At 30.0% G+C, this 1,778-nt stretch carries 3 protein-coding genes; all 3 read right to left on the reverse strand.

Annotated features, from left to right (window positions below; all coding sequences use genetic code 11):
* Window positions 1-5: 5 nt before the first annotated feature.
* Window positions 6-539 carry an HMA2 domain-containing protein gene (locus AC1DRF_RS26050; RefSeq protein WP_230184762.1) on the reverse strand — a complete coding sequence of 178 codons (534 nt, stop codon included), beginning with the start codon at window positions 537-539 and terminating at the stop codon, window positions 6-8.
* Window positions 540-557: 18 nt separating this feature from the next.
* Window positions 558-842, reverse strand: a complete 285-nt coding sequence (locus AC1DRF_RS26055) for an HMA2 domain-containing protein (RefSeq protein ID WP_097823732.1) — start codon at window positions 840-842, stop codon at window positions 558-560.
* A 341-nt stretch (window positions 843-1,183) separates the two neighbouring features.
* A complete protein-coding gene (locus tag AC1DRF_RS26060; protein ID WP_071275525.1) occupies window positions 1,184-1,531 on the reverse strand; it encodes a hypothetical protein in 348 nt (115 codons plus the stop codon).
* Window positions 1,532-1,778 lie beyond the last annotated feature (247 nt).

Consider the following 1,778-nt stretch of genomic DNA (forward strand, 5'->3'; position numbering starts at 1 on the left):
CATCATCACCTGTTCTTTTCCCCCTTCTCTTTAATGATGTTGTATGACCAATAAAGTAAGCTTGCAGAAAAAGCAGGCGCACTTCCAAACGTCTGAATCCCTTTTCCTAATAAAAAGAGAACAAATAAACTATCAAAGTCAGCAAAGCCATTAGTTTGCTTTTTAATTCCTTTATCTATAAATCCAAGTGTGTTAGTCATGCCATTCATCAATGTAGCATCTTTGTTTAAAGTGGCATTAGCTGCTATTTGTACGATATAACTCATCAGCTCATCTAGCTCTTCCTGGTTAATATGAGGTACAACAAATTGAAGCAGCAAACTTCCGGTTAGTTCTGAAGCTTCCGACGTTAAAATAAGAGGATGTTTTTTTACTTCTTCCGTTAGAGCATGTGCAATGATACGGTGCTTCCAACTGTCACATTGTATACGCAGTCGCCCCGGCATCGCATGCAATACTTTTATTTTTTGATCACGGAATTGAGACATAATTTTTGGAGCAATAAAAGAGGCCCCTAAACCAATTACAGTAGGAAGCATGCCCATTCCTCCCTTTCCTTAGGCTCTATATTCTTCTTGGTATATTTGTTCAATAAGTTGAAACCATTCTTCAAGTTCTTTGTTATTTGTCATATGAGAACCCTTATATGTAATAATTAAACTCCCGGTATCTGGTGTAAATACTGCATCATAGACAAGAGGTTGAGACTTCAAATTTAAAATGATTAATTCAACTAGCTTTTTATCCCCTTTCCAAACAGATGAACGAAGTCTAATTCTTCCTGGAATAAAATGCACAAGATCAATTTGTAACTTATGTAGTTTTCTTTCTACATGCTTCATCAGTATCTTCTCTTTAATGCTCATCAATATTTAGATACCACCAATCATTTTTCTTTATTTTACCAACTTATATATTTTATAACAATATAAGTATTAAAATAATGTAAATTTTATTACGCGCAAGTAAGCAATAAAATTATCTCTGTTTTAGGATAATGATAGATATATTTTTTATAAAAAGAATTAATCTATATAAAAAAGAATGAAAGGTGTTATTCTTTCATTCTTTTTCTTTACTTTAGATGTTTAAAGTCTCTTTATTTGATAGGTAAAGAATATTTTATTGATTTTTTATAATACCTCTTTCTTTTTAATTAGTTTATACCGAATTGTCACCCTCTCTACTTCATTTTAGAAATAACTACCCCTATAGCCATAATAAAAATTCCAAGTAAGGTTTTCCACGTAGGAGCTTCTTTAAAGAAAAGGTAACTCATTAATACGGCAATTATTACTTCCATCCCTTTCGATGTCAGTAAAACAAATGTTAAGTTATGAACAGCTTTAAACCCAAATTTGATTCCATATCCAATTAACATATTAGCGATTAAAAATAACGGGAAAGCATAAATTTGGTATTTTAATGTAGTTTCAAAAGCTAAATCAATATGCTTATTTTGATACGAAAACAAAACATTGATTAGAAATAGGCCAACAAACAGGAAGATTCCACCATATAAATAATTCATATATCCACTCTCACTATATTCTAGTGCTAAATTCAATGATGCTAAGATAAGAAATGAAAAAACTAAATGTATTAATTTTTCTCAGTTATATATCTTATAATTTTCACATAATATATATAAAAAATCGTAATCATTACGTTTTGAGAAGGGGATATAATCACTATTTTCGAGGTTTTTATCTTTTAAATAAATTTTTTATATTAACTCTTTTTTATTAGGTGCATAACTTGTTCAAACTCTATCATAT

This window comes from Priestia sp. P5_B4, from assembly GCF_056400385.1.